This is a genomic window from Flavobacterium album (assembly GCF_003096035.1).
Lineage (GTDB): Bacteria > Bacteroidota > Bacteroidia > Flavobacteriales > Flavobacteriaceae > Flavobacterium > Flavobacterium album.
The window spans coordinates 3,951,262-3,973,060 of sequence record NZ_CP029186.1 but is presented as its reverse complement, the minus strand read 5'-3'; the positions used below and the strand labels follow the sequence as shown (position 1 = coordinate 3,973,060).

The following is a 21,799-nucleotide window of genomic DNA, read 5'->3' as shown; positions in this document are numbered from 1 at the left end:
TCCCGGCTTTTTTATATATTTGGTTCAATATAAACCGGATATGAAAAAGACACTTCTACTTATCGTCCTTGCTTTGCTTTCATTACCTTTATTCTCCCAAACTAAAGAGGAAGAACAGGTGCTTGCCGAAGCATGGCTATTGTATAATTCTGAGAGGGCATCATGGCTTGGTACCGACCTCTTTTTGGAAAAGTTTCCCGAAAAGAAAGAAAATATAGGAGGCTACTTTTCCTATTCGGCAGACGGGAAGCATACCTGTATTTTTTTTGACAGGGAACAGGAGCCCAATGTGCTGGGTGCATTGACTTTTGATGACAGCTTTGTAGCAGAAGCAGCTGATGTAAATACTACATCAAGGAAACTTACCCCGAACGAAAAAGACCTTTACACCATACGCCAAAAAGCCAGGGAAGAAAGTGTAAATGATACGATATTATTTAAACACTATAATAATACCAGCCTCAATTTTATACCCGTAATCCTAAAAAACACAAAGAAAGTATATGTGCTTACCGGCCCGAGCGTAGGAGGTGTGGTGGTTTTCGGTAACGATTACCTTATTGAATTCGATAAAAAGAATAATATAAAATCGAAGAAAGCATTGCATAAGAACATAATTCCCATAGAATATAATTCTAAACAGGAGGAAGAGATTACCACAATGCATAACCACCAGGAAAGTACGGGTGACCTTATTACAGCAACCGATATTTGCACACTAATGCTGTATGGGCCGTATGCCAATTGGAAGCAGCATTATGTAATTTCGAAAAATAACGTATCGATTTGGGACTGTGATAAAAACCAGCTCTTTGTGATGACAAGGAAAGCGTGGGATAAAATAGCTAAGGCTGAAGGCATAAAAGATTAACATCATGAAAAAAACGGTACTCCTGATACTATTTGCCTGCCTCACTTCTTTTACAAACACAGTTGAGAAAGAAGTGTATATCTGCCAGAGCAAAGGTGCGAAACGCTATCACTTTACTAAAGACTGCAGGGGGCTGTCCAATTGCAAGGCCGAAATAGAAAAAGTTACGCTGTCGGAAGCGCAAAAGCAGGGCAAGACCGTTTGTGGCTATGAGGATTAAGTGCTCATCTGGTTTGCCTATCTTTGTCCTATTAACCTGTACCGCATGAAGATCGTAAAAAATATATTGCTTTTAGGACTTATAGTATTATTGTGCTCCGCCGGCGCTATGAGGCCAACCGGTATAAATTTCCATGCCCAAAACCGCATCGCTTCAACAGCCCTGGATTCGGTTAACCCGCTTTGGGCTGAGGTCGATTTCGAGGCGTCGGGGATGATCAACCATATGGCTTACGCCGATACCGCCAACTTCATGCATACAAAGATTTATCCTTGTGCCCGCTGCTTCCTGCGCCCAGAAGTGGCCGAAGCGCTTGCTACGGCCAATGCTATCGCAAAAGATAAAAACCTCAGGCTGGTGCTGTATGATTGCTACCGGCCCTACAGCTTCCAAAAAACAATGTATGAGATTGTGAACGACCCGCAGTATGTGGCCCCGCCAGGGAAAGGCTCTAACCACAACCGCGGCGCAGCTATAGATATTACCCTGGCCGATGAGAATGGCACCCTGCTGGACATGGGCGGCACGTTTGACGACTTCTCCGAAATATCACATTACGACAACGAAGGCGTTTCGAAGGTTGGGAAAAAGAACAGGAGACTGCTGCGTACTATAATGATGAAAGCGGGTTTTACGCCGCTTTCCAGTGAGTGGTGGCATTTCGACTACCGTAAGAAACGCTATGCCAATGCCGGCTTTAAATGGGATTGCCCGTAGCTGATATCTATTATTTATACTTAATACTGTAAAGCAAAGAAAAGATGGCTTGTTGTGCTTTTTCTGATTTTCTACCCTTATCTTTGTTTCCCTAATTTTTATATATGGAACTTAAACTGCACAGGCCGATTTGTTTTTTTGACCTGGAAACCACCGGTACTGATATCTGCAAGGACCGTATCGTTGAAATATCAATATTGAAAGTATATCCTAACGGGAACAAGGAAAGCCGCACCTGGCTGGTAAACCCGGAAAGGCCGATACCACCTCAAACAATTGCTTTTCACGGTATAACCGATGAGAAAGTGGCCAATGAGCCTATATTTAAGGAACTTGCCCATACTATATATAATATGATAAAAGATTCTGATCTCGGGGGGTATAATTCAGACCGGTTTGACATTCCGCTTCTTGCCGAAGAATTGCTGAGGGCAGATGTAGACTTTGATATGAAGGGCAGGGTTTCGGTAGACGTGCAGACGATTTTCCATAAAAAAGAAGAGCGTACCCTAAGTGCGGCTTATAAATTCTATTGCGGGCAGGTACTGGAAAATGCACACAGTGCAGAGGCGGATACCAACGCTACGTATGAGATACTCAAATCGCAGCTGGACCGTTATGATGATCTTGAGAATGATATAAGGTCACTGTCGGAATATACGACCCGTAAGGTAAATGTCGATTTTGCAGGGTTTATTGTAAAAGACAAGGATGGCGACGAGATATTTACCTTCGGGAAGCATAAAGGCGCCAAGGTAGAAAAGGTGCTGGAGCAGGAGCCGGGCTATTATGGCTGGATACAGAATGCCGATTTCCCGCTTTATACTAAAAAAGTCTTAACGGCTATCAAACTCCGGAAATTAAATAATAAATTGGCTTAAATACAGCAGGATATGAAAATCATCTGCATTGGCAGGAACTACGCCAAACACATTGAAGAGCTGCAAAATGAAAGGCCCGAAGAGCCTGTTATTTTCCTGAAGCCCGACACGGCTGTGGTGCAAAAGCAGTTCCCTTTCGTGATTCCGGAATTCAGCAATGATGTACACCATGAAGTTGAGGTTTTGGTAAAGATCAATAAAGTAGGTAAATACATCGATGCGAAATTTGCACATAAATATTATGACGAAATAGGCCTCGGTATCGACTTTACCGCCCGCGATTTGCAGGCGAAACTGAAAGAAAAAGGCCTGCCGTGGGAGAAGGCAAAAGCATTTGACGGGTCGGCGGTAATAGGGGATTTTGTACCTAAATCGGAATTTGGTGCATTAGACAATATCAGTTTCGAGTTAACCAATAACAGCGCCGTAGTGCAGCAGGGAAATACACAGCACATGCTTTGGAAGATAGATGAGATAATTGCGTATGTGTCGCAGTACTTCACGCTCCGTACGGGTGATGTTATTTTTACCGGGACACCCGAAGGTGTTGCAAAGGTGAGTCCCGGTGATGTTTTGGAAGGCTTTCTGGAAGGCAGGAAATTATTTAAGGTACAGGTAAAATAATGGCACTGAACTACAATTTATCAAAAGTATATGCGATCTCGGACAACGACCTGGAATTTGCCAGGCAGATCGTTGTGCTGTTTACCGAAGAAGTTCCAATTGAAATTAAGAACATCAGGAAAGGCTTTGAGGATAAGGATTATGAGAGGGTATACCATGCAGCCCATAAGATTAAGCCCACGCTTGACCTGCTGGGTATGGATCTCGCCTACGAAGATGTGATAGCAATTGAAAACTGGACAAGGCAAAAAGGCAAGAGAAGGGAAATCAGGGAGGTTGTAGAAAGCCTTAAGGAGCTGGTGAGCCTTACCCTCAAAGAGATAAAAAAAGATTACGAACTATCATGAAAGCAGCAATAGTTACTGTAGGCGATGAGATCCTTATAGGGCAGATTACCGATACCAATTCGGGTTTTATTGCAAAGGCGCTGGATAAGATCGGCATCGGTGTACATGAAATGCTGTCTATAAGCGATGACCGGATGCACATCCTCAGCACGCTTGCTTTTTTGCAGAACCGCGTAGATGTGGTTATCATTACCGGCGGCCTCGGCCCCACAAAAGATGATATTACAAAAACAACCCTCTGCGAATATTTTGACGATCACATGGTGCGAAATGAAGCTGTGGAAGCGCATGTGGTCGAATTGTTCGAAAGGGTAACAGGAAGGCCGACATCTCAGGTAAACAGGGACCAGGCGCTCGTACCTTCAAAAAGCACGGTGCTCCATAATGCTGTAGGGACCGCCCCGGGCATGTGGTTGGAAAAAGGCAATGCCGTTTTTGTCTCGCTGCCCGGTGTACCATATGAAATGAAATACCTGATTGAAAATGAGGTAGTGCCGCGCCTGGTGAAGCAATTTGAGAGGCCTTACATCATCCATAAAACAATTTTAACCTACGGACAGGGCGAAAGCCATATTGCCGAGCGCATTGAGGACTGGGAGAACAACCTGCCGGAATTCATAAAGCTGGCTTATCTCCCGCACCCCGGCCGCGTAAGGCTCAGGATGACTGCGAGGGGTACCGATGAGGCAATGCTCAGGGACCGTATCGCTGCCGAAACGGAAAAGCTTAAGGTGCTGATAGACGATATAATAGTAGGTTATGACGAAGAAGATACCATCGAAGTGGTATTGGGAAGGCTTTTGGCCGAAAAAGGCAAAACAATAGCCACGGCAGAAAGCTGTACAGGGGGCAGGATCGCCCAGCTGCTAACATCTGTAGCGGGTGCATCGGCGTATTTTAAAGGATCGGCAGTGACGTATTCTACGGATTCAAAAGTTGCCGTGCTGGGTGTTCCGCAGGAAATTATCGACAAGTATTCTGTGGTGAGTGCGGAGGTTGCCGAAGCTATGGCAGCTGGCGCAAAGAAGATATTCGGTACCGATTATGCCATTGCCACGACCGGGAATGCAGGGCCATCGAAAGGCGATTCCGATGCAGGTTTAGGCACAGTTTACATCGCTTTTGCAACGCCGCAAAAAGTTTATAGCGAGAAATATGAACTGGGCCAGCCACGCGAAAAAGTGATCGAAAGGGCTTCAAACAAAGGGCTTGAAAAGATTTATCAGGAAATTTTAAAAAACTGATTGATTGTGTTTGGTTAATACTTTTATTTTTTGTTTCTTTGCACCCTGATTTTGAATAACGATATAAAAGCGAGAAATAATGTCAAGAGTTTGTGCCCTTACAGGTAAAAAAGCGATGGTAGGAAATAATGTTTCCCACGCTATGAACAAAACTAAAAGGAAATTTAGTGTAAACTTAGTGAAGAAGCGTTTTTATCTTCCTGAAGAAGACAGGTGGATAACTCTTAGGGTAGCTGCTTCTACTATCAAAACAATTAATAAAAATGGTATTGCTGCGGTTTTGAAAGAAGCTAAAGCTAATGGGTTTATAAAATAATCCTTACCTTATAAATATATAGCAAGATGGCAAAGAAAGGCAACAGGATCCAGGTAATTTTAGAATGTACTGAGCACAAGACTTCTGGTGTTCCGGGTACTTCAAGGTACATTACTACCAAAAACAAAAAGAACACTCCGGACAGGCTTGAGATCAAAAAATTCAACCCTATCCTTAAACGTGTGACTGTACACAAAGAAATTAAATAATTAGAGAGTCATGGCAAAGAAAACCGTAGCAACGTTACAAACAGCTTCAAAGAGGTTAACTAAGGCTATCAAGATGGTAAAATCGCCTAAAACAGGTGCTTATACTTTTGTTGAGAGCGTTATGACTCCTGAAGAGGTGGATGCATTTCTTAAGAAGAAATAATATCCTTTACAATATATAGAAAAGCTACTTTCGGTTAAAGAAAGTAGCTTTTTTATTTTCTATATTTACCGCCGAAAACCTGACTATTTGCAACTATGAATTTTTTTAAAAAAATATTTTCTTCCGAAAAGAAGGAAACGCTGGATAAGGGCCTCGAAAAAACAAAAACTACCTTCTTTTCTAAGCTGTCCAAGGCTATTGCGGGAAAATCGAAGGTGGATGACGAAGTCTTGGATAACCTTGAGGAAATCCTTGTATCATCAGATGTTGGCGTTAATACTACTCTTAAGATCATTGAGCGTATAGAAGAACGTGTTTCGCGCGACAAATATCTGGGCACCGACGAGCTCAACAAGATATTGCGCGAGGAGATCGCTTCCCTTCTTTCGGAAACCAACTCAGGCGAGGCTACCGAATTTGAAGTACCTGCCAATAAAAAGCCATACGTATTGATGGTTGTCGGCGTGAATGGCGTTGGCAAGACAACTACGATAGGCAAACTGGCTTACCAGCTGAAGAAATCCGGCTATAGTGTGGTACTTGGTGCGGCTGATACCTTCAGGGCGGCGGCAATAGACCAGCTCCAGATCTGGGCCGACAGGGTAGGTGTGCCTATCGTAAGGCAGCAGATGGGCAGCGACCCGGCTTCAGTAGCCTTTGATACGTTACAAAGCGCCGTGAGCCAGAACGCCGATGTAGTTATAATAGATACTGCAGGCCGTCTTCACAATAAGGTGAACCTCATGAACGAACTTACCAAAGTGAAGCGCGTAATGCAGAAAGTGGTGGAAGATGCCCCGCATGATGTATTGCTGGTACTTGATGGCTCAACCGGGCAGAACGCCTTTGAGCAGGCAAAGCAGTTTACTGCCGCTACAGAGGTGACCTCCCTTGCTGTAACCAAGCTCGACGGTACCGCTAAAGGAGGTGTGGTAATAGGCATATCCGACCAGTTCCGGATACCTGTAAAATATATAGGCGTTGGTGAGGGGATAGAAGACCTTCAGGTATTCAATAAATATGAATTCGTTGATTCGTTTTTTAAGTAAATGAATAAATTTCAGGACAGAAAGATAATATCCATTGTTATACTTGCTATCAGCTTATTGCAGGCAATTATAGTCTCGGTACGATATTTTCAATCTGATCTTAATTTAAGCAATCCTTTAATTCCGGACTCCCTTTTAAATGGGATCCGGAATTTTACTATTGCCATGGTCGCAATCTATGTTTTTGTAGTTCTTTTAAATGTCTTTTATCTGGCTACCAAAAAACTCTTCTTACCAATTGCGGTACTTTCAATCCTGATTTTATCTGCAGGATCATATTTTACCTCTGCTATACACGATTACTTTATTAATTTCCGATAACCGCGCTTATCTTCTCCCATAGGTCTTTATCAAAATCGGATAATGCCCAGTTCACATCATCGGCAGCATCGCCCATACGGATCACCACCATCTTTTTAGAAGGTATCACATAAATTTTCTGGTCGTTCTTGCCTAATGCCATAAACATATCCGATGGCCCTGTAGGTATAAGCGCCCCGTTGAACTGGATTTGTGTCTGCGGCATGTGGTAGCTTTCCTTACCATTGAGCCACCACAGGTAACCGTACGATTTGTTAATGCTTTGGGAAGGCGTTGTCATGGCCGTAAAGTAAGCAGAGTTGATGATCTGCTGGTCTTTCCATTTGCCATTGTTGAGTGCCAGCAGGCCAAAACGCGCCATGCTGCGGGTAGTGCTCCAATACACGCTAAGGTCATCACCATCTCCGCTGGCCAGCCAGGTGCCTGTCATTCCTATAGGCGTTTTCAATTTGGCCGTAAAATAATTATTCCATGACTGCCCTGTAGCTTCTGCAATCACATCCTGAAGCTTCACATATACATTGTGGTAGGCCCAACGCGTACCGGCATCGGCTTTATATTGCAGGTTCGCCGGCGAAACATCATCACCATTAGCATCATCAAGCCCGGAGGTCATGGTGAGCAGGTGGCGGTTGGTTATAAGGTTTTCCTTGGCTAATGGCTCGCTCGTCCACCCGGTACCGAGATAGTCGGAAACCTTATCATCGATGCTTAAAAAACCTTCCTGCTCCGCAATCCCCGTCATTGTTGCGGTTAAAGTTTTTCCTGCACTGGCCCAATACCATGGGGTTGTAGCAGTATGGCCATTGAAATATTCTTCCATGACGATACGGCCGTTTACCAGTATCATGAACGAGCGGCTGTGCTTTTCTTCAAGATAAGTCAATAATGGCTGTACGGCAGCCTGATTCCATTCTAAGGTAGAAATATCTTTCGTTTCCCATGTATCCGAATTGTTTTCGGGAAAATACATCGTTTCGGTATCAGGATTTTCCATCGGGGTTTCGCTGTCGGAATGAGAGCACGCTGCAAGGAATAGTGACAATGTAAAGAGCCAGATATTTTTCATATTATATCAGTTTTTTCTGTAAGACTTTAAATGTATGAAATAGTTTAATTGGTTTCGGGTCATCATGCAAATATTGAGTAATTTTACGCTTCAATTTATGATAATGAAAAAGTTTGTACTACTGTTGGTTTTTATGGCTGCGGTTTCGTGTGGTAAGGTATCAGAAGATAATTTGAAATACCTTAATGGCTACTGGGAAATACAGGAGGTCGTGATGCCGGATGGTTCACAAAAAGATTATAAGGTAAACCCGACTATTGATTATTTCGAGCTGAAGGGTAAGGAAGGCTTCCGTAAAAAAGTAATGCCGCAATTTGATGGCAAGTATTTGGCAAATGATGTTTCGGAAAAAATCAATATAACCGAAAAAGACGGGAAGACATTCATAAAATATTCGACCGAATTTGCTAAATGGAATGAAGAAATAATCTCATTGGACGATAAAGAACTTGTTGTGAAAAACAACCACGACATGGAATATCATTATAAACGGGCAGAACCTTTTACAGTAAAATAATGGCAAAGCGACTTAATGGAGAGAATTCGATAGGCGACGTGCTGAAGGAATTTATGAATGTGAACAGGCTGCAGCCGGGGATGGATAAAATAGACGTGCGCGAGGCCTGGAAGAACCTTATGGGCAATGGCGTGAATAATTATACCCGCGAAATAATGCTCAAGGGTACAACGCTGTATGTAGAACTAACTTCGGCGGTACTTCGTGAGGAACTGAGCTATGGCAAGGAAAAGATCGTAAAAATGATCAACGAGGAACTGAAGCGTGAAGTGGTTACAACCGTTGTATTACGATAAAACAAAAAAATGCCGCTCAAAAAGCGGCATTTTTCATATAGTGTGTTTGCTTGTCCTGTATTAGAACTGCTCCCTGCCTGCAAAATGGAAAGCGCTTTCGATAGCGGCATTCTCATCGCTGTCAGAACCGTGAACGGCATTCTCGCCCACAGATTTTGCATATTTTTTACGGATAGTACCTTCAGCAGCGTCAGCAGGATTTGTAGATCCTATTAGCGTCCTGAATTCCTCCACAGCATTTTCTTTTTCAAGGATAGCAGCAACGATAGGGCCCCTGCTCATGAATTCTACCAATTCACCATAGAAAGGCCTTGCACTGTGCACAGCATAAAATGCCTCAGCATCTGCTTTTGTAAGTTGTGTAAGTTTAAGAGATACGATCCTGAAGCCTGCTTCAGTTATCATAGATAAAATACCACCGATGTGTCCGTTTTCAACACCATCCGGCTTGATCATTGTAAATGTCCTGTTAGTAGCCATAGTCTTTTTAAATTTGGTGCAAAAATAGTAGTTTTTACATCAAATCAATAGCATTTTTATGGTTTCTTTCGGGGATTTTGCGAAGTGTGGAAAACAGCGGCTATAGTTACTATGTCGTCAAAGATTTCATAGATGATTACGTATGGAAATGTTGGCAACGCAAGCTCCCTGAAATTGTCTTTCTTTTTACTAAAGGAATGCGGATGTGTAACGGTATATTCTAAAGTTGAAATAACATCTTCATAAAACCGGTTGCCCAGATTTTCCTGTTGTTCTTCGTACCATTCCATCGCATCAAAAATGTCTGTCAAAGCCGCGGGACTGAAAATGACCTTAAAAGCCATACTTCTGTTTTACTATAGCTTTAAATTCTTCTAATGAAACACAATCGGAAGGGTTTTTTAAGTATTGTTCCCTACGCTCTCTTACAACGGATAATTGCTCACCCGTCATCATGCTGGGTTCGGAATCAGATATTATAGCACTTATTTTATCGAGTATCTCTGGATCCTCAACCTTATCTATAGCGATTTTCAGGCGCTCTTTTTCTTTTGTAATGTCCATGGCGTATAATTTATTTCCATAAATGTACAAAAAATATTAAAGCACCACCACGTTAAACTCCTGTTCCAAAGGCTTTAGCTGCCTGAATAATTCCTCCAGCAGCTTCCTGTCAAATTCCAGGTAAAATTCTGAGAAGTTGGCTTTGCGCTCCTGCAGGCTATTGCCGGGGAAAAGCTCATTCTGTAATTGGGTTATACGTTCCAGTTCGTCAGCATGCCTGCGTTTTTCGGCCTTCAGCAGGCGTTTTTCAAGGTTTTCGAGTCCTTGCAATTGTTTGCTTTCCTGAGCCTTTACAGCGCCGGTAAAAGAGGCATCGGTTTTAGCTGCCATTGCAGCCAGTTTTTCGAATTGCTTTTTCAGGAATTCTTTCTGTTCAGAAAAATCCAATTGAAATTCAGAGAAGCCCTGAACTTTGTGGTTCACCAGATCCTGCTGTTTAGAGAACATATCAGCCCATGTCAGTCCCAGCTTGTCCAGCTTCTCAGACTGTTTTTGGGTAGCCAGTAATACAGAGTTACGTAATAGAAGAATTGGCAAAGTTACATTCGAAGCTTCAAAGAAAGACTTTAGTTCCAACCAGTAGGCAATTTCGCCGCCACCGCCAATGTAGCAAAGGTTGGGCAGTATCACTTCCTGGTAGAGCGGGCGCATGATCACGTTCGGGCTGAATTTTTCAGGATTGCTTTCAAGCAGGCTTAGCAGTTCCGTTTCGGTAAACTGAAGTTGCGTATTGTTGATGAAGTAAGTGCCGTCCTGTAAAATTATACGTTCCCTGATGTTGTCCTCAATATAAAACAGGTTGATCTCCCGTGGGTTTACCTGGATGTTATAATCCTTCAGCAGCCCTGAAGTTTCGGCAACTTTATGATGAGAAATCTGATTGAGCAATTCTTCTTTTACATACGGAATGAAAAGCTTTTTCAGTTCAGGATTATCAGCATCAATTATTACCAGTCCTTTCTCTTTGAAAATTTCATTTGCCAGGTAACGTGTTGCAGCCGCAAGATTGTTATGCTCCAGGTAGGCTTTTTTAAATAGCGATCTCAAATAGTCCGCATTATTGCCGGGGCCTAATTCTTTTGAAAAAACCTCCAGTACGGCATCAAGCCCATCGGTTGACAGCCTTCCTACAGGCCCGGTGCTTTCACGCGGCCATTTTATTTTTTTATCTTTAAAAGTAAAGTAATTGATCTCTTCAAAATCATGGTCTTCTGTCGCCATCCAGTAAACAGGCACAAAATTATAAGCCGGATAAGCAGCCTTCAGCTCCTTTGCCAGATTGATTGTCGATACTATTTTATAAAGGAAATACAGCGGGCCGGTAAAAAGGTTCAGCTGGTGGCCGGTGGTTATGGTAAAAGTGTTTTCGCTTTTTAAAAGCTGAATATTTTCAAGGGTAAGTTCAGAAGCGTCAACGTCTTTGTACTGTCTCAGCAAAGAGCCTGCCAGTACCTTGCGGAAATCCGCATTGTAATTTTGCTGCTTTTCTTCGAGCTGTAATTTAAAATTCTCAAGGGTAGGGAAGCGGTTGTACAGCGGCTTCAGGTTATCTTTTTGGTTAAGGTAATCAACGATTAGCGGGGTAAAATATCCTGAGTCCTGGAAGCTGATACAGTCTGATGGCATTGTAATTTGTTTTGTGTAAAATTACGGAAAAAGCATAGAAAAGAGTTACATTAAATGTTTGTTAGCTTAAATCTGGACATTTATAATTTTCTACTTTATTTACGTCATCTAAAAATCGCCTGGTTTTTATAAATCCTGTTTTTGCTAATTCGTTCATTTCCTTAAAATAATCAGGAAAATTTAAAATTTTTTCTGACAACAGTTTTGTTTCGTTGTAATCCGTAACTTGTCTTAATTGTTGGGACTTAGTTGACGTATTGTGGGAAGTGTAGTGAACAATATTAATCCTTTGAGTATTAAAATCCGAATATTCATTATTTACAAAATTCAATAACCATTCAAAATTCTCATTTCCATTATATTTGTCTTTTAGACCTTTGATTGTCGTATTAAGGTATATATTACCCTTGAATAAATGTGGAAAAAATGCAGCAATTAAATCTCCTATTCTATCCCAATAATTATATATTTTTTCAAATACAATTCCAATATACATATCATATCTTTTTCGAGGTAAGTTATATAAAGCGGGATATATCATTTTTCCCTCAATAGAATATGCGTCTCTCAAAGGTGTACTAATATATGGACGATATAAATATAGATGAGCAGTGAAGTACACAATTTCGTCTGAAGAATAGAGAAGTTCATCAATGTTATCGTCAAAATTAAAATGAGCTTTATAATGACACCAACAATGCCTTGTTACATCACCATGCCAAATAAGAATTGGTTTGTTGTCGATTTCATATGAATCATTTTCGCCTCTCAATGGGAACAGTTGTTCTTTTAAGTAAATTGTCGATATCTTATTCTGTAATTCCTCTATCAGTTCTATATTTTTCATAAGATATTTTTACTGTAAATATACCAAATTCCCCTCACTTCCCAATCCCGAAAATATCTCCTACCTTTGCACTCTTAATCCATTGTTTTGAACACCAAAGCCTTTTTAATAACGCCGCCTTTCACACAGCTCAACACGCCCTATCCGGCAACGGCCTACCTGAAGGGTTTCCTCAATACCAAAGGGATTGCGTCCTTTCAGGCCGACCTTGGTATCGAGGTTATTTTAAAGCTGTTCTCAAAACAGGGATTGACCGATCTGTTTAAGGAAATTGAAATAAATTCCAAATTACAAATCGCAAATTCCAAACGTGAGGAACGCGGAACTCCAAACCCGGAACTCCAAACGCGGAACCCGGAACCATTTTCTCCCAACTCCCAACGCATCCTTGCCCTCAAAAACGACTACCTCAAAACCATTAACCCTGTCATGCTCTTTTTGCAGGGGAAGAATCCAACATTGGCACATCTTATCTGTAGCGAGGATTTCCTGCCCGAAGCTTCCCGCTTTGCACAGTTGGAAGAACTGGACTGGGCTTTTGGTAGCATGGGTACGCAGGATAAGGCCAAGCACCTTGCTACGCTGTACCTCGAAGATGTTTCCGACCTGATCGTGGAGTGTATCGACCCGCATTTTGGCTTTAGTCGCTATGCCGAAAGGCTCGGGCGTTCGGCCAATTCATTCGATGAGCTGTACGAAAGCCTGCAACAGCCTTATACATATATCGACAGGCTCCTGATTGGCCTGCTGCAGGAAAGAATGCTGGAGCTTAACCCGCAGCTGGTGTGCTTTTCCGTTCCGTTCCCGGGTAACTTGTATGCGGCTTTCCGCAGTGCCCAATATATAAAGCAGCATTTTCCGGGTGTAAAGGTCGCCATGGGCGGCGGTTTTCCTAATACGGAACTACGCTCCCTTTCGGATGTGCGGGTTATGGAGTTCTTCGATTTCATTACACTCGACGATGGCGAAGCTCCCATCGAATGCCTTATTGAGCATATTGACGGCAAAAGGGATATCAGCCAGCTGAAACGTACTTTCGCACTTGTTGATGGCCAAATTAAATACATTGACAATTCCGGCTTTAAAGATTATAAGCAGTCAGAGGTTGGCACACCGGATTATTCTGACCTGCTTTTGGACGATTATATTTCGGTCATCGAGATCGTAAACCCTATGCACCGCATGTGGAGCGACGGACGGTGGAACAAGCTCACCATGGCGCACGGCTGCTATTGGGGCAAATGTACCTTTTGCGATATTTCACTCGACTATATAAAGATATATGAGCCTGTTGCGGCAAAGCTGCTTGTAGACAGGATGGAAGTGCTCATCGCCCAAACCGGGCAGAACGGCTTCCACTTTGTCGATGAGGCAGCGCCACCGGCATTAATGCGCGAAGTAGCGTTGGTGATCTTGCGCCGCAACCTCGCTGTAACGTGGTGGACTAATATCCGCTTCGAGAAGAGCTTCACTGCCGACTTGTGCCGGTTATTGAAAGCCTCGGGATGTATTGCGGTTTCCGGTGGGCTGGAGGTAGCATCCGACCGCTTGCTCGAACTGATACAAAAAGGCGTGACCGTTGCGCAGGTGGCCCGTGTGACCCGCAACTTTACCGAAGCCGGTATCATGGTACATGCCTACCTCATGTATGGCTTCCCTACACAAACTGCACAGGAAACCATCGACTCGCTCGAAATGGTGCGCCAGATGTTCGAAACCGGGATATTGCAGTCGGGGTTCTGGCACCAATTCGCCATGACAGCACACAGCCCCGTGGGTATGTATCCTGAGAAATTCAGTGTGGTGAAAGAAAGCGATATTGTGGGCAGCTTTGCCAATAACGACATTGTGCATATTGATAACAGCGGTGCCAACCATGACAAGTTCAGTTTTGGATTAAAGAAGTCGCTGTTCAATTATATGCATGGTATTTGTTTCGACTATCCGCTACAGGATTGGTTCGAATTTAAAGTGCCGCGAACGAAAGTTGCTGACGATTACATATACAGCGTTTTGCAGGAAGAAGATAATTTAAATATAAAACCGACCGCCAAATTGGTCTGGACAGGGGGGAAGCCCTCGGTTTCTTATTTTACCAAAAACAAAAAAGGGCAGTCCTTCGAAATGGCGACATTGACATTCCACGATAAGAAAGAAAGTTTCTCTATCCAGGTTTCCAAAGAAAATGCGGAATGGCTAATGGATTTCCTCGGGAAAGCAGCTTCAAAAAACAATACGGTGGTGACTTTCGCGCAGGCAAAGCAAAGCTACGAAAGCGTTATGGAAGATTTTGAGCTGTTTTGGTACAGCAAGCCTGTGAATACCTTAAGGGAATTCGGGCTGCTTGTTTTGTAGTGTCAGAATTTCTTGGATTCCTCCATCTTGGTGTATTTTTCGGCTTGGTCTTTCGATAATAATGGAAGCACCTGCTTGTATATCCTGTTGGATATATCTACGGCCATATCCCTTCGTTCATCTGTTGTAATGCCCTGAATGGTGTTAAGAGATGTAATATGGTCGCGCTCCTGCTCAAGGATATCCCGTATTGCTGCTGCCTGGAAATCATCCAGCTTTAGTGTTGATGTCAGGTAAACTACAGACCTTTCAACGAAATCGGTACTGGCTTTGCTCTTATTTTTATTAGGGTTAGCCCTTTTGTACTGTTGAGGAGCAATGGTACGGTCAACCTGTGCCGATGCCGCAGCGGATATAAAGAATACAAAAAGGAATACGATATAAGATGCCCTGAATTTCATAACCTGGTAATATTTTATCAAACTTAATAAAAAAAGCTAAAGTATACCTTTAGCTTTCAAATATTATGCCTCAATTTTTATATCGGCCGGAATGCCGTAAAGATCGAACTCTGTGGCATCGGTAATTTTTATGTTTACAAATTCGCCTGTCTTAAGATAAGCAAGCGATGCGTCGATCAATACCTCGTTATCCACATCGGGACTGTCGAATTCGGTGCGGCCTACAAAGTGGCCACCTTCTTTCCTGTCGATAATGCAGCGGAAAGTCTGCCCGATCTTCTCCTGGTTCAGTTCCCAAGATATTTGCGACTGCAGTTCCATGATCTCGTTGGCACGTTGCTGCTTCACTTCGGCAGGCACATCGTCTTCCAAAAGGTAGGCGTGGGTATTCTCTTCATGTGAATAGGCAAAACAGCCCAGGCGCTCAAAACGCATCTCTTCCACCCAGTTTTTCAATATCTGGAAATCTTCTTCCGTTTCACCCGGATAGCCTACGATAAGGGTAGTCCGTATCGCCATTCCAGGAACAGTCTGCCTGAATTCTTTTAGTAGCTTCGTAGTTTTTTCCTGTGTTGTACCGCGGCGCATCGACTTCAGTACACTGTCGCTGATGTGCTGTAATGGGATATCGATGTAATTGCAGATCTTAGGCTCGCGGTTCATCAGCTCCAGCACATCCATGGGGAAACCGGAAGGGAACGCATAATGCAGCCTGATCCACTCGATACCTTCTACCTTCACAAGGTTTTCAAGCAGTTCGGCAAGGTTGCGTTTTTTATAAAGATCAAGACCGTAATAGGTAAGGTCCTGTGCAATAAGTATCAGTTCTTTCACACCGTTGCGGGCAAGGCCTTCCGCTTCTTTCACCAGTTTTTCAATAGGTTGAGAAACGTGCTTGCCTCTCATTAGCGGTATCGCACAAAAACTGCACGGGCGGTCGCAGCCCTCGGCAATCTTTAGGTAAGCATAATTTTTCGGGGTAGTGGTAAGGCGTTCGCCAAGCAGTTCGTGCTTATAGTCGGCGCCCAGGGCTTTCAGCAGTCCCGGTAGCTCAGTCGTCCCGAAATATTGGTCTACATTCGGTATCTCCTTAATAAGGTCCGGCTTGTAGCGCTCAGACAGGCATCCGGTTACAAAAACCTTATCTACAATACCCTGCTCTTTTTTGTCTACATAGTTCAGTATCATGTTAACCGACTCTTCCTTTGCATTGTCAATGAAACCGCAGGTGTTTATCACGATGATGTTCCCTTCCTCATGCGCCGGGGCTTCGTGGGTTACATCTTTACCGCTGGCACGCAGCTGGCCCATCAGCACTTCGCTGTCGTATACATTCTTGGAGCATCCAAGCGTGATTACATTGATCTTATTCTTCTTTAACGATTTGGTTCTCATGTAATTGAAAATTGGAGTGCAAAATTAATCATTTTATTGATAGTATCAGGTTTTAAATGGTAAAGTTTACGGTTACAGTTACGAAAGACCTGCAAGGTTTTCTTTTAACCTTGTAGGTCTGGAAAATTAGATTATACCTGCAAGGTTGGAACCAACAGTCTAAAAATCTTTTCTATGGCGTGCCGGCTCCGTGCCTACGCCGTCGGGCTTTCGCCTATATCTGCTTCGTTCCTCCGCAGGATACCGGCTCTATCCCTCACGCGAGCTTCACTCATGCGGGAGTAGTTCATTTGTATCGCCCCTACAGGGCTTTTTTTATTGGCCTGTTTTAACTCCCCGGGCGATGCCCGAGGCTATAGCATCAAACCCCGTTGGGGTTAAGCAAAGATTTATACATGAAGCCGTATGTCTTTTCCCTATTATTTACTTTGATGTAAACCTATTTTAGGACAAGAGAGTACCCCCGTTTTTCAACCCCAAAGGGGTTATACAAATTAGCCCCGGGCATCGCCCGGGGAAAGGCGTGGATGTCGGTTAAAAGCCCTGAAAGGGCTTAACAACCTCTAATTATTATAAAAGTAATGAAACGTCCTGGCTCCATCTCCTTTGATAAACGATAGAAGAACATAAAACGATACTATTTTCCGGCGTATATCATCCGACTTCGGACATCTGACCTTCAAACAAAAAAGCCATCCTTAAAAAAGATGGCTTTTTAAAATATAGCAAGATGAAAACTATAAGTCTATCGTATACGAAAGCGTGATGTTGTTATTGGTTGTGGTTACCCTGGCAGCATCGGTAAATCCTGCGGTAAGCAATGGTGAATCCATTTTACGTTGGTACCACGAATACGCAAGGTCCAGCCTCGAGGCGGGGAAAGAAAAGCCAAGGCCGCCCGTATAGCCGGTTAGTGCGCCAATAGTAGTTCCGTTTTTATAAGGGCTCTCCATGTAACGGTAACCGCCCCTTAGGCTGAATTTTTTAATACGGTACTCAGCACCTATCCGAAGTTCCCCGGCCATGGTAAGGCTACTGGTAAGTTCGGTATTGATAGCCTGGTAGCGGGCATTCCGGTACTCGGTCTTGCTGTAATCTTTCAGGGAATAATCCACGCTTACAAGGCCGTTTTTTCCAAATACATACGCAAGGCTGCCGGTCCATTTTGATGGTGTTTTTATAGTGTAGTTGTCAAACACGAATGTTATGCCCGGATCTGTGGTAACTGTATCGCTACTGCCATTAGCGTCGCATTCAGGGCAAAAAGACGATATGCTTTGGGTTATCTCATCCTGTAGCCTGTACCATGTAGGCGACTCGTAAGCAATACCCGCTCTAAGCTGTTCGGTAATCTTTACAATGCCTCCCAGGTTCAAAGAGAAGCCGCCGCCATAGGTATAACGCTCGTTATTGAAACGTACCGCCTGCAGGCCGGTTGATGACGGATTGTTTGTATCCTCATAAAAGCTGGTGGTCTTTACATAATCGGTAAAATGGAAATTGATATTTGCTCCCAGGTAAAACCTTTGTTTGAGCTGTGTGGCGAAGTTAAGCGCCATCTTGCCGTTATAGCCCCTTGTAGATAAGGAGTTCTTCTGGAAATAATTTCCACTGGCGGGAATGTTGCTGGTATACGCGGTATTGTTATCGTCCTGCGTAACAGGATTGAAGATGTAGGCATTGTAGCCAAGGTAAGCCTGCTGGTCGATGAAGCTCAATTCATCGTAATAAGCATTGTTAAGGGTGTTAAGCGTTATGCCGCCTTCGCTGCCTATACCGTTCGCGTAGCGCAAAAAATACCTGTCAATGGAATTCGTTGGGTTTGTGCCCTGTGCATCGATCTTATTGTAATAGCTGTTGGTATTCTCATAATTAAAGCCCAAGGTAAACTTATTCATGAACGCGCCTTCGGCAGCATTGCTGAAAACGAAAACGGCACCCACCTGGTTAAGGTCGAAGTTGTTGCTATTCTTTACGGTCTTAGTCCCAAAGTAATCCGCGCTGTTGTTAACATTATAGCTTGATCCCGAAGCAGTACCGGAATTGTAATTGAAAATAGCCGATCCGGCAGGGTTAACCCCCATTGCCGAAACATCGCCGCCCACAGCGCCAAAAGCGCCGCTCATGGCCCTGAAGCGCGCAGTACCCGTTAAATTGTCTGAGGAATAGCGCACTGCATCGGCAGCGGTATTAAGATCCTGTTGGGCATAGGTTGCCACTACTGCAAAAAAAGCTGCAGCAGAAAATATGATTCTTTTCATGATGTGTATTGTATTAAGATACCCCATGCCGATTTACGTAAATCAACATGGGGTTTATTTTGTATTAGCCTCTGCGTCCGCCGCCTCCGCCACCGCCGCGTGAGCCACCGCCACCGCCTCCGCCAAAGCCGCCGGATCTTCCGCCGCCGCTAAAGCCGCCACTGCTTCTTGATGGAGTGCTGAAGTTACCGCCGCTCCTCGATGGGGCGCTGTAGCTTCGTGATGGTGTATAGCTGTTGTTGCCGCTATTCCTTGAAGAATTGCTGTAAGAGCTGTTTCGTCCTGAGTTGTTGTATTGTACATCGCCCCTGGACCTTACGATGCCGTTATTGCCGCGGCTAGTATTGCTGTTGGTAAACCTTGGTGCCCTTCCTGCCACAGAGCTGCCTCGTGAAGATGAGTAAGCCGACCTGCCGTTGTTTATGCTTGTAGTGCTTCTCCTGCCTTGTGCATACCTGCCGTTTACACCGCTATTGCGGCCACCCAGGTAATATCCTGTAGACCTGCCGTAACCATAGTTGTTGTTATAATGGTGGTAATGGTTTCCGTAATAGCCGCCGTAGTAAGGGTATCCCCAGCCACCGTAGTAGCCGCCCCATCCGCCGTAACCACCCCAGCCATAACCAAGTCCCCAGCCTACGTAACCGTAGCCAAGCCCCCAGCCCCAGCCGCCGTAGTAGCCTCCCCAACCGTAGCCAAGGCCCCAGCCCCAGCCGCCATAGTAAGGATAGCCCCAGCCACCATAACCGCCCCAGCCATAGCCTCCATAGCCATAACCGTTGCCTCCGTAAACATTTACGGTAACATTATTTGGGTCTTCGCCCCAGCCGGCATTTGAATTATAGGATTGGGCTACTGCAATGGTATCGTTATCATAAGAGCTGTAGCCGTCAACATCGGTAACTACAGGGTACTGGTCCTGCAGGGAATTGAAATAAGTAGAGTAGCCGTTGCTGTTCTGTCCGGTAACAGCGCCGTCTTTGTATTGGCTCACGTTGCCATCGTTATAAGTATATACCGGCTCGTTCTTTTCGTTGCGGGGCACATTGCCATATATGCCGTCGTTATCGGTAGAAGAAGCGGTATTATAGGAGCTGCATGACGTAACCGCCATGCCAAGGACTCCCAATATAGAGTAGAGGGAGAGTGACCGTAGTTTAGTGTAATCAGTTTTCATATCTCTGCATTTTTTTTATTGTTGGACTGTACAAAAATAGTTAGTTTTGCCAGACGATTTCTTTCTATAAAGATAAAACAATATTTGTGCCAAATTATTAAAAATGAGTAAGAATTTAACGAAGCGCGCAGAAGATTATTCCAAGTGGTATAATGAACTGGTGGTAAAAGCAGACCTTGCCGAAAATTCGGGAGTTAGGGGATGCATGGTGATCAAGCCGTATGGCTATGCGATCTGGGAAAAAATGCAGGCAGAGCTGGACAGGATGTTTAAGGAAACAGGCCACCAGAATGCTTATTTCCCGCTGTTCATACCCAAGTCCTACTTCAGCAAGGAGGCAAGCCACGTAGATGGCTTTGCAAAAGAGTGCGCCGTAGTTACTCATTACAGGCTAAAAACAGGCGAGGATGGAAAGATCGAGGTCGACCCTGATGCCAAGCTTGAGGAAGAGCTTATCGTGAGGCCGACATCGGAAACTATAATATGGGATACCTACAGGGGCTGGATACAATCGTATCGCGACCTGCCGATACTCGTAAACCAGTGGGCCAACGTGGTACGCTGGGAAATGCGTACAAGGCTATTCCTTCGCACTGCTGAGTTTCTTTGGCAGGAAGGACATACCGCACACGCTACCCAAACTGAGGCCATAGCCGAAGCAGAACAAATGATGAACGTATATGCCGACTTTGCCGAAAACTTCATGGCAATACCGGTGATAAAAGGCGTAAAGAGCGCCAACGAGCGTTTTGCCGGCGCTATTGAGACCTATTGTATCGAGGCGCTTATGCAGGACGGAAAAGCCCTGCAGGCAGGCACATCGCACTTCCTCGGGCAGAACTTTGCCAAGGCATTCGATGTGAAATTCGCCAACCAGGAAGGCAAGCAGGAATATGTGTGGGCTACCTCATGGGGTGTTTCTACCCGCCTGATGGGTGCGCTTGTAATGACGCACTCCGACGATAACGGACTGGTGCTGCCTCCTAACCTGGCGCCAATACAGGTAATTATCGTTCCTATATATAAAGGCGATGAGCAGCTTGCTGCCATATCCGAAGAAGCAAAACAACTGATGGCCCGCCTAAGGAAGCTGGGCATATCGGTAAAATATGACGACAGGACCACGCACAAGCCGGGATGGAAGTTTAATGAGTATGAGCTTAAAGGCGTGCCGGTGCGTATCGCTATCGGGCCGAACGACCTTGCCAACGGTACTTTTGAAGTAGCCAGGAGGGATACGCTAACCAAAGAAACAATATTGAGCGCCGACATTGTAAGCCATATCAGCGACCTTCTTGAGGAGATGCAGAAAGATATGTTTACCAAAGCGTTGGCTTACAGGGAAGAACATATCACCGAAGTAAATTCGTTTGAAGAGTTTAAGGAAGTTCTTGAGAATAAGGCCGGTTTCGTTTCTGCCCATTGGGACGGCACACCGGAGACTGAAGAAAAGATAAAAGACCTTACCAAAGCAACTATCCGCTGCATTCCTTTAGACAGGAAAGAAGAGGCGGGAAGCTGTGTATTTACAGGGGCTCCGTCTAAAGGCAGGGTGCTGTTTGCAAGAGCCTACTAAAATTTTAAATATTTTTTTGTTTACCTCTTGCGAAAATAAAAAATAGTTGTATTTTTGCATCCGCATTAGAGAAACAAAATGGCCCGTTCGTCTATCGGTTAGGACTTCAGATTTTCATTCTGGCAAGAGGGGTTCGATTCCCCTACGGGCTACAAATTTCAAAGAGGACAATGGTCCGTTCGTCTAGGGGTTAGGACGCCAGGTTTTCATCCTGGTAACAGGGGTTCGATTCCCCTACGGACTACAATAAAAAGTTAATAACGAGATTAAGTT

The 21,799-nt window shown here is 44.2% G+C and carries 25 protein-coding genes and 2 tRNA genes; 17 read left to right on the top strand and 10 right to left on the bottom strand.

From position 1 onward, the window contains the following. The first annotated feature begins 40 nt into the window (after window positions 1-40). The 11 genes from HYN59_RS17860 (at window position 41) to ftsY (ending at window position 6,641) form a co-directional block, all read left to right on the top strand. On the top strand, window positions 41-871 hold the full coding sequence (locus tag HYN59_RS17860) for a hypothetical protein (RefSeq protein WP_108779579.1): 831 nt from the start codon (window positions 41-43) through the stop codon (window positions 869-871). 4 nt (window positions 872-875) lie between these two features. Further along, window positions 876-1,091, top strand: coding sequence for a hypothetical protein (locus HYN59_RS17855; protein WP_108779578.1), 216 nt, complete (start codon window positions 876-878; stop codon window positions 1,089-1,091). A 45-nt stretch (window positions 1,092-1,136) separates the two neighbouring features. Beyond that, window positions 1,137-1,808, top strand: coding sequence for a M15 family metallopeptidase (locus HYN59_RS17850; RefSeq protein WP_108779577.1), 672 nt, complete (start codon window positions 1,137-1,139; stop codon window positions 1,806-1,808). A gap of 104 nt (window positions 1,809-1,912) precedes the next feature. Beyond that, window positions 1,913-2,689: a 3'-5' exonuclease gene (locus HYN59_RS17845; RefSeq protein WP_108779576.1), complete on the top strand. Its 777-nt coding sequence runs from the start codon at window positions 1,913-1,915 to the stop codon at window positions 2,687-2,689. A gap of 12 nt (window positions 2,690-2,701) precedes the next feature. After that, window positions 2,702-3,313, top strand: a complete 612-nt coding sequence (locus HYN59_RS17840) for a fumarylacetoacetate hydrolase family protein (RefSeq protein ID WP_108779575.1) — start codon at window positions 2,702-2,704, stop codon at window positions 3,311-3,313. Beyond that, window positions 3,313-3,660, top strand: coding sequence for an Hpt domain-containing protein (locus tag HYN59_RS17835; RefSeq protein ID WP_108779574.1), 348 nt, complete (start codon window positions 3,313-3,315; stop codon window positions 3,658-3,660). The genes HYN59_RS17840 and HYN59_RS17835 overlap by 1 nt, the downstream gene beginning before the upstream one ends. Beyond that, the gene (locus HYN59_RS17830; protein WP_108779573.1) at window positions 3,657-4,904 is read left to right on the top strand and encodes a competence/damage-inducible protein A; all 1,248 of its coding nucleotides are present in this window, start codon (window positions 3,657-3,659) and stop codon (window positions 4,902-4,904) included. Before HYN59_RS17835 ends, HYN59_RS17830 begins: the two co-directional genes overlap by 4 nt. Window positions 4,905-4,983: 79 nt before the next feature. Beyond that, window positions 4,984-5,220, top strand: coding sequence for a 50S ribosomal protein L28 (gene rpmB, locus HYN59_RS17825; protein WP_054409746.1), 237 nt, complete (start codon window positions 4,984-4,986; stop codon window positions 5,218-5,220). A gap of 26 nt (window positions 5,221-5,246) precedes the next feature. Further along, the gene (rpmG, locus tag HYN59_RS17820) at window positions 5,247-5,429 is read left to right on the top strand and encodes a 50S ribosomal protein L33 (protein ID WP_008253902.1); all 183 of its coding nucleotides are present in this window, start codon (window positions 5,247-5,249) and stop codon (window positions 5,427-5,429) included. Between the two features lie 10 nt (window positions 5,430-5,439). Continuing rightward, on the top strand, window positions 5,440-5,592 hold the full coding sequence (locus HYN59_RS17815; RefSeq protein WP_108779572.1) for a DUF4295 domain-containing protein: 153 nt from the start codon (window positions 5,440-5,442) through the stop codon (window positions 5,590-5,592). 95 nt (window positions 5,593-5,687) lie between these two features. Further along, window positions 5,688-6,641: a signal recognition particle-docking protein FtsY gene (ftsY, locus tag HYN59_RS17810; protein WP_108779571.1), complete on the top strand. Its 954-nt coding sequence runs from the start codon at window positions 5,688-5,690 to the stop codon at window positions 6,639-6,641. A 307-nt stretch (window positions 6,642-6,948) separates the two neighbouring features. Here ftsY and HYN59_RS17800 read toward each other — a convergent pair whose 3' ends face one another. After that, window positions 6,949-8,031 carry a serine hydrolase domain-containing protein gene (locus tag HYN59_RS17800; RefSeq protein ID WP_108779569.1) on the bottom strand — a complete coding sequence of 361 codons (1,083 nt, stop codon included), beginning with the start codon at window positions 8,029-8,031 and terminating at the stop codon, window positions 6,949-6,951. Between the two features lie 103 nt (window positions 8,032-8,134). Between HYN59_RS17800 and HYN59_RS17795 the strand changes: the two genes are divergently transcribed. Together HYN59_RS17795 and HYN59_RS17790 are read left to right on the top strand one after the other, a co-directional pair. After that, window positions 8,135-8,548, top strand: a complete 414-nt coding sequence (locus tag HYN59_RS17795; protein WP_181369478.1) for a lipocalin-like domain-containing protein — start codon at window positions 8,135-8,137, stop codon at window positions 8,546-8,548. After that, on the top strand, window positions 8,548-8,844 hold the full coding sequence (locus tag HYN59_RS17790) for a DciA family protein (protein ID WP_108779567.1): 297 nt from the start codon (window positions 8,548-8,550) through the stop codon (window positions 8,842-8,844). The genes HYN59_RS17795 and HYN59_RS17790 overlap by 1 nt, the downstream gene beginning before the upstream one ends. A 60-nt stretch (window positions 8,845-8,904) precedes the next feature. On the opposite strand, the gene HYN59_RS17785 is transcribed toward HYN59_RS17790, so the two are convergent. The 5 genes from HYN59_RS17785 to HYN59_RS17765 form a co-directional block, all read right to left on the bottom strand. Next, window positions 8,905-9,324, bottom strand: a complete 420-nt coding sequence (locus HYN59_RS17785) for a nucleoside-diphosphate kinase (RefSeq protein WP_108779566.1) — start codon at window positions 9,322-9,324, stop codon at window positions 8,905-8,907. 56 nt (window positions 9,325-9,380) lie between these two features. After that, on the bottom strand, window positions 9,381-9,668 hold the full coding sequence (locus HYN59_RS17780; RefSeq protein WP_108779565.1) for a type II toxin-antitoxin system RelE/ParE family toxin: 288 nt from the start codon (window positions 9,666-9,668) through the stop codon (window positions 9,381-9,383). Beyond that, on the bottom strand, window positions 9,658-9,888 hold the full coding sequence (locus HYN59_RS17775; RefSeq protein WP_108779564.1) for a hypothetical protein: 231 nt from the start codon (window positions 9,886-9,888) through the stop codon (window positions 9,658-9,660). The genes HYN59_RS17780 and HYN59_RS17775 overlap by 11 nt, the downstream gene beginning before the upstream one ends. Before the next feature lie 36 nt (window positions 9,889-9,924). Further along, window positions 9,925-11,514, bottom strand: a complete 1,590-nt coding sequence (gene bshC / locus HYN59_RS17770) for a bacillithiol biosynthesis cysteine-adding enzyme BshC (RefSeq protein WP_108779563.1) — start codon at window positions 11,512-11,514, stop codon at window positions 9,925-9,927. A gap of 61 nt (window positions 11,515-11,575) precedes the next feature. Beyond that, window positions 11,576-12,361: a Cthe_2314 family HEPN domain-containing protein gene (locus HYN59_RS17765; RefSeq protein WP_108779562.1), complete on the bottom strand. Its 786-nt coding sequence runs from the start codon at window positions 12,359-12,361 to the stop codon at window positions 11,576-11,578. A gap of 87 nt (window positions 12,362-12,448) precedes the next feature. Between HYN59_RS17765 and HYN59_RS17760 the strand changes: the two genes are divergently transcribed. After that, window positions 12,449-14,716, top strand: coding sequence for a B12-binding domain-containing radical SAM protein (locus HYN59_RS17760; protein WP_108779561.1), 2,268 nt, complete (start codon window positions 12,449-12,451; stop codon window positions 14,714-14,716). Between the two features lie 2 nt (window positions 14,717-14,718). On the opposite strand, the gene HYN59_RS17755 is transcribed toward HYN59_RS17760, so the two are convergent. The 4 genes from HYN59_RS17755 to HYN59_RS17740 all read right to left on the bottom strand — a co-directional run bounded on the left by HYN59_RS17755 (window position 14,719) and on the right by HYN59_RS17740 (window position 19,950). Next, a complete protein-coding gene (locus HYN59_RS17755) occupies window positions 14,719-15,117 on the bottom strand; it encodes a hypothetical protein (protein WP_108779560.1) in 399 nt (132 codons plus the stop codon). A gap of 63 nt (window positions 15,118-15,180) precedes the next feature. Next, window positions 15,181-16,512: a 30S ribosomal protein S12 methylthiotransferase RimO gene (gene rimO, locus HYN59_RS17750; RefSeq protein WP_108779559.1), complete on the bottom strand. Its 1,332-nt coding sequence runs from the start codon at window positions 16,510-16,512 to the stop codon at window positions 15,181-15,183. 737 nt (window positions 16,513-17,249) lie between these two features. Next, window positions 17,250-18,773, bottom strand: a complete 1,524-nt coding sequence (locus HYN59_RS17745; protein ID WP_108779791.1) for an OmpP1/FadL family transporter — start codon at window positions 18,771-18,773, stop codon at window positions 17,250-17,252. Between the two features lie 64 nt (window positions 18,774-18,837). Continuing rightward, a complete protein-coding gene (locus tag HYN59_RS17740; protein ID WP_146185983.1) occupies window positions 18,838-19,950 on the bottom strand; it encodes a hypothetical protein in 1,113 nt (370 codons plus the stop codon). A 103-nt stretch (window positions 19,951-20,053) separates the two neighbouring features. Here HYN59_RS17740 and proS point away from each other — a divergent pair, with 103 nt between their 5' ends. From proS to HYN59_RS17725, 3 genes are all read left to right on the top strand, one after another. Then, a complete protein-coding gene (gene proS / locus HYN59_RS17735) occupies window positions 20,054-21,526 on the top strand; it encodes a proline--tRNA ligase (protein ID WP_108779557.1) in 1,473 nt (490 codons plus the stop codon). A gap of 80 nt (window positions 21,527-21,606) precedes the next feature. Then, window positions 21,607-21,678, top strand: a tRNA-Glu gene (locus HYN59_RS17730). A 20-nt stretch (window positions 21,679-21,698) separates the two neighbouring features. Further along, window positions 21,699-21,770, top strand: a tRNA-Glu gene (locus HYN59_RS17725). Window positions 21,771-21,799: the final 29 nt, after the last annotated feature.